At 59.4% G+C, this 5,916-nt stretch carries 5 protein-coding genes and 1 pseudogene; 4 read left to right on the forward strand and 2 right to left on the reverse strand.

Annotated features, from left to right (window positions below; all coding sequences use genetic code 11):
• Both JNL55_RS22875 and JNL55_RS22880 read right to left on the reverse strand, forming a co-directional pair.
• Positions 1-313, reverse strand: a pseudogene (locus tag JNL55_RS22875) (hypothetical protein); the annotation flags it as partial.
• A gap of 16 nt (positions 314-329) precedes the next feature.
• The gene (locus JNL55_RS22880; RefSeq protein ID WP_293859460.1) at positions 330-869 is read right to left on the reverse strand and encodes a spore coat U domain-containing protein; all 540 of its coding nucleotides are present in this window, start codon (positions 867-869) and stop codon (positions 330-332) included.
• Positions 870-1,169: 300 nt separating this feature from the next.
• Here JNL55_RS22880 and JNL55_RS22885 point away from each other — a divergent pair, with 300 nt between their 5' ends.
• The 4 genes from JNL55_RS22885 (at position 1,170) to JNL55_RS22900 (ending at position 5,750) form a co-directional block, all read left to right on the forward strand.
• Positions 1,170-2,225, forward strand: a complete 1,056-nt coding sequence (locus tag JNL55_RS22885) for a GGDEF domain-containing protein (RefSeq protein WP_293859463.1) — start codon at positions 1,170-1,172, stop codon at positions 2,223-2,225.
• 108 nt (positions 2,226-2,333) lie between these two features.
• Complete coding sequence (locus JNL55_RS22890) at positions 2,334-3,782, forward strand: PAS domain-containing protein (RefSeq protein WP_293859466.1); 1,449 nt, start codon at positions 2,334-2,336, stop codon at positions 3,780-3,782.
• 22 nt (positions 3,783-3,804) lie between these two features.
• A complete protein-coding gene (locus JNL55_RS22895) occupies positions 3,805-4,293 on the forward strand; it encodes a MarR family winged helix-turn-helix transcriptional regulator (protein WP_293859469.1) in 489 nt (162 codons plus the stop codon).
• A 422-nt stretch (positions 4,294-4,715) separates the two neighbouring features.
• Entirely contained in the window at positions 4,716-5,750 is a 1,035-nt protein-coding gene (locus JNL55_RS22900; RefSeq protein WP_293859472.1) for a PAS domain-containing protein, read from the forward strand.
• Positions 5,751-5,916: the final 166 nt, after the last annotated feature.

A 5,916-nucleotide genomic window follows, 5' to 3' on the forward strand; every position in this document is an offset into this window, starting at 1 on the left:
CGTCGATGGCCACATTGGCGGACAGCACGCCCACACACTGCAATTGCAATGCGCCCATGGAGAGCTGCGACCGAGCGGTCAGTGGATGCTTGAACAACGATGGATGAGCCGCGAAGTCCAGGTCACCGAAGTCCACGCCCGTGGCCTGCGATTGCCCCGCCACCCGACAGCCGCTTTCGATGCGTGCGGTCACTTGCAGTACCCCCGAGGTGGGTGCCGCCTGTGCCACGGCTAGCGAGCGTGGTCCGATGGGCGCACAGCTGAGCGCCAGCATCGCGACCGCTTCCATTAGATTGCGTGCACCTCGACGCATCGGCGCTCCCCCTGCCTCAGAAGGTTAGGGTGATGCTCACCAGGTCGTTGTAGCTGCCGGCGGTGAGTCCCGCTTGCGGAGCAATCACGCCATAGATAGGCAAATCGAATGTGCCGCCAGCTCCAGGCACCGTGGCGGACAAGTTCAGCGCGCTACTGCCAACGGCGTACTCAACACCACCGCCATTGGGTTGAGTGAACAACCGGTACTGCACGAAATTGCCGCCCACGGCCATGCGACGAACACCCCCGGACGCGTTCTGACCGTTGCCCACGAGAACATTCAGTGCCGCGCCCGCGGAGCATTCCAACTGCACCGCGCTGCCGCCGGTCATCGCCTGCGCGTGCAGGCTCTCCGTGAAGATCGTCGGCACGGCACCGAAATTCATGGTGCCGAAATCCACCGCGGACAGCGGGTCCGTCGAACCCGAAACGATGCAGCCATTCTCCAGTTGTAACTGCACTCCCATGGTGCCGGAGACGCTGGCCTGCGCCGTCACTCCGACCATGAGTGCGACCGCTGCCGCGCTGCTCATCCACCGATTGAGATGTTTCATATCTGTCTCCGTTGTCAATGTCCTCTGCGTACAGCTCGCGGCGCGCACGCGGGCTTGCTTGAGATTAATTGCGGGAGACTGAGCAAATCTGTGATCGATTCTTCGCTGCAACGCCGAAAAGGTGGCAACCCCTTAAGGTGAATAGTTGGGGTTGCCAGCCAAATGTGCGGCGCACATCGGCGTTTGATGGTTACGCTTGTGACGTCATCAGTAGGACCGACGCTGAACCTCGTGGCAAGGTCCCCCGATCTGGCGCGAAGTGCGCCGTCGCTCGCAACGAACGACCACGGGTTGAATGAGATGACGAAGAGCCGACGCTACAAGATCATACAATACTACGGAATGTGGTTTCTGCTGGGATTGCTGTTTCTGGTGCAGCTCTGGGCCATGGCCACGGTGTTGACGAACGAACGCTTCAGCAATCAGCGCGTGGTCATCATGCTCGCGGATGCGGTGGTGATGACAATCGGCGCTGCCCTGGCTTGGATGGTGTGGCGCTCGCGACCACGAACCACGCGCCGCTTCGTGGCGAGCCCAGCCTCTCATGTAAAGGCCCCGGCAGTTACCCCGCACGCGAAAAGCGCTGCCCCCGCCGTATCGCGCAAACAGCCTTCGTCGATCATGCAGCCGGCGAAGCCCGTAGTTCATGCGACGCCATCCGAGGACTCCGACGATGTCACCGCCATGCTGCATCAGTTGACTCACAAGTCACAGCACGACAGCTTGACCGGCCTGCCGAATCGCTCGCTCGCATTGGATCGCTTGCAGCAAGCAATCACGCGCGCCGAGCGGCATCGACATTCACTGGCGGTGATGTTCATCGACCTGAATGGCTTCAAGCCGCTCAACGACACGTACGGCCATGACTTCGGTGACAAGGTGTTACGCAAGACTGGCGAGCGACTGAAGCGCTCGATGCGCGGCATGGATACGGTGGCGCGCCTAGGCGGCGACGAATTTCTGATCATCATGGATCAGGTCGACGAGCACAAAGCACTGGAAACTGCGCAAACGCTGTCCACCATCGTGCGTCAGCCCGTGGCAGCAAAACAGGGACCGGTCTGCGTCGGCATGAGTACCGGCATCGCGCTCTATCCGAAACACGGCACAGCGGCTCGACAGTTGCTGAAGGCCGCGGATGCAGCGATGTATCAATCGAAGCGCGTGCAGGGACAACCCATGTTGGCCGCCTCGCTCGCCGAGCCCACCTGCGTCATCTCACGCACCGGCAGATTCAACGACACGACCAGCATCAACCCCAAGTTGCTCGAGACGTGGGAAGGCACGTTGCGCAGCTTGCGCGCACTTTCAGAAACGCAAAACCCGGTGCTCCCGGCCAAACGCGCCACCGACTGAGCCCGTGTAGTAAGTACATTCGACAATATCTCTGTGCTTCAGATCCATTCAATGATTCACGTCAGTGAAAATCCTATATCTTTCGGACGAAGTGCGCTGAATAGAGTGTTGACGGATCAAGCGTTCATGCAGCAACTGGCCTTGCAGCATGGAGAGCCGGTTGCTGTAGCCAGTCTTGCCGGCTCGTTGATGTTTGCGAACCCGGCGTTCGCCGCGCTGTGTGATTCGTACTCGCCAGCGGCATTGCTCGGTATCAACGTGGTGATCGCCAGCGACGGACGAATCGCTACCGCCGTGCTCGATGCCGCCTTGAAATCCGACGTCCAGCAGCACATCAGCTGGCCCGGTGAGCGGCGTTCGTCGCGAGATTTCGTGTGCACGGTTCGCTGTGTCCGAGAGGACAACGTTCCAATGTGCTTGGTGCTGACCTTGCACAGCGTGGATGCATTGATCGCCAGTCACCGCCGCGAGCGCGACGCACTGGAGAGCCTGTGCGAAGCAAGCGGACTCATCGACGCTTTCTCCTGGCAACTGCACCTGGATGAGCCTGCAGCGAAAATCAGCTGGTCGCCCCACGCTGGCGCAGCGCTCGGTGTCAGCGCACCGTTACTGCCCGCCGATGTTCCCGCATTCTTGAAGTTGATTTTGCCGGAAGATCGCAACTCGGTGCAGCGAGCGATCAACGACGCCATTGAACAATCGGCCAGCTATCAAGTCGAGTACCGCTTGCGCTCCTCGCAAGGCACATCGCATCCCATGATCGGCTTGGGCCAAGTGGTCGGCGATGCGAGTCGTGGTTCACGACGCCTATTGGCGCTGGAACTCGACGCAACCGGTCGCGGTCTGGTGGGTTACGACGGCGTGTCGCATGAGCGAATGCTTTCGGCGGTGCTCGCCGGAACCGATCAGCCAATCTGTGTGCTCGATCGGCAGCTGCGCTACAGCTACTTCAACGCCGCGTATGCTTCGCTGATCGCTGCCACTCAAGGCGTGACGGTCACAAGCGGCGCGCCACTGCTCGAGTCGATCCAGGATGCGACCCGACGCCGCCGACTCGGCGCGAGCTTGAGTCGTACACTGAAGGGCGAACGGCTCATCGAAACCCTCGACTTCGACTATCCCGAGTCGGGGACCCGCCAATGGATCGACTTCTCTTTCAGTCCATTGCTGAGCGCCGACGACCGCGTGGCAGGCATCGTCACTTGTGGCCAGGATGTCTCAGCCACCCGGCACGCACAGCACCGGCGCCGACGCTTCAACGAAGAGTTGCAGCGGCGCTTGAAAATTCAAAGCGACCAGTTCGATGCCGCGAACCGGGAATTGAACGCTACCCTCACCTCTTCGGTGCACGCTTGCAGCGACTCCGTGGAACGCCTGCAGGCCGCACTAAAGCTTCTACAGCAAACACCGGATGAGGTGATTTCGCCGCAAGCGGCGTCCGCACTGCGTGCGGCCCGCGCCGCTGCCGAGGAAGTGGCTGCAACGATTCGTGAGCTAACCACCATTCCGATCATCACAGCGTTCGAGCTGACACAGGAACCAGTCGATCGCGCCTGACTTGTGCGAGGAGTAAGCCAGCATGGACCAGTCACCGATCCTGACCACCGACACGGAAGACTGCGAGGAACTGGCCAGCGAGGCCGGCATCGATGCCGACGTTCTCGGCACCAGTCTGGACTTCGCCATGCACAGTGCGATGGCCACCCTACGCCGGGATCTGCTGGCGCGCTTCAAGACAGTCCGGCCGGTGACCTTCAATCTGTTGGTGCTGGTGGGTGCCAACCCCGGCATCCTGCAGGCGCAGCTTGCCGATGCGCTGCTGCTCGACCGGGGCTCGGCAGCAGCGCTGGTAAAGAAGCTACAGCAGCTGCACTGGGTAGAACACCGCGTGCGCGCCGATGATCGGCGCTGCAAGGGGTTGTTTCTTTCGGTCAGCGGCGCGCGCGTGCTGCAGAACTTGAAGAGCCATTGCCAGGAGCATATCGCGCATTTCAATTCGCTCTTCGCGCCGACTGAATGCGAGCAGCTCCTGGAGTTCTTGCAGCGAATCGCGCGACATCGACCCTAGAAATCAAGTATGTCGACACCATTCGACATCGGCCAGTCGAAGTAGCGGCCGCCGAGATGTCTCTTCGGCTATTGGAGCAGGACCCAAGCCAGTCGAATGATGATAGAGAAACGCACTCAGCGCGCAGAGACCATACCGCAGCTACGTTAGCAGTCACTAAGCCAGATCCGGACTATTGGGAACAGCAGGGATCAGAACATGATCTCCACGGTATCGAAATTCAGTACTTTTCGCAGCCCACGTTGTGCAATAGTTCTTCGACATGCAGGATCCAGGAGCCTCGGCCTGTACGTAGCTAAGCTCTGCATCGCTAGTAAACAGCTTGTGTAGAGCACCGCCTGTCTACCGCCACATTACAGACATTGATGACAATGAGACCGTATGGGTGGCCGACTCAGTGACGCTATACTGGAGCAACAACAATGCAAATCGACACGCGCGCAGACACCTCCACCGAGCGACTTGCAGAAGTGCTGGATATGCAACCGGGCGGTTTCTCTTTTGAGAGGGCCATGCTAGATGCGAGCGATGACTGTATAAAGATCATTTCTGTTCAGGGCAACCTCCTCACGATGAACCGCGCCGGATGTCTTGCGCTGGGAGTGCCGCAGGACTCGTCCTTCGGAATGCCTTGGTTACCGCTGCTGCCCAACTCCATCCAGGCCGAAGGCCGCAAGGCGCTCTCGGAGACCCTCCAGGGGCATAGCGCCCGCTTTCCCGGCAGAAGCGAACTTGGTGGCGACACTAAGTATTGGGACAACCTACTGACCCCGATTACGGATAGCCAGCAACGTGTCCGAGCGATTCTATGCGTCTCTCGTGATGTCACTACTAGCACCCTACTCGAACGCATGTTGGAACGCGCCTTAGCTCGGGAGCAACTGCTCGCGCAGGAGATGCGTCATCGCATTAAGAATGTCTTTGCGGTGGTGTCGGGGCTCGTCGGCCTCGCCAAAAGAGAAGCGGGTCGCAGCGACACCGACGCTATGCAATTGCTCCGCGAGCGTTTGTGGTGCCTGGCTCGCGCTTCGGATGTCATTTTCGAACCAAAACAGATTGGAGATGCTGCTCAGGACCAAGTCGAAATCTTGGCCATCGTCGATGTGGTTCTAAAACCTTACGCCCCGAAATATCTGGCCGACGGAGCGCCTTGCGGCATCTCTCGTCGATTCACCACCGCCATAGCCTTGATCCTCCATGAATTGGCCACAAACTCTGTGAAGTACGGCTCCTTCAACTCTGCCCAAGGGATCGTCCGCATTAACTGGACTTGCGATGGCGTAGAGCTTCTGCTGACCTGGAGTGAGCACTGCAACCCGGCAGTGCACAGCGCTCCGTATGAACCCGGCTTCGGTAGCACGATGGTTGACCAGTTGATCTGGTCCGTCGGTGGTGCGATTAATAGGAGATGGGGTCAGGACGGCCTCTTTGTAGAGTTGCGACTGCCCATTTCCTAGCGAGCGGCACGCCTGCTGCCACATTCGCTCGCAACCGAACGATCCACCTGTATCTCACTACCAAAGCTTAGGACCGCCTGAGCACTTCCACAGATTGTCAGGGAGAAGAAGTGCTCCAATAGCCTTATAAACCAAGAGCCAAGTAGAACACCGGGAAGGTCCCCCT

Source organism: Steroidobacter sp. (genome assembly GCF_016790065.1).
Taxonomy (GTDB): Bacteria; Pseudomonadota; Gammaproteobacteria; order Steroidobacterales; family Steroidobacteraceae; genus Steroidobacter.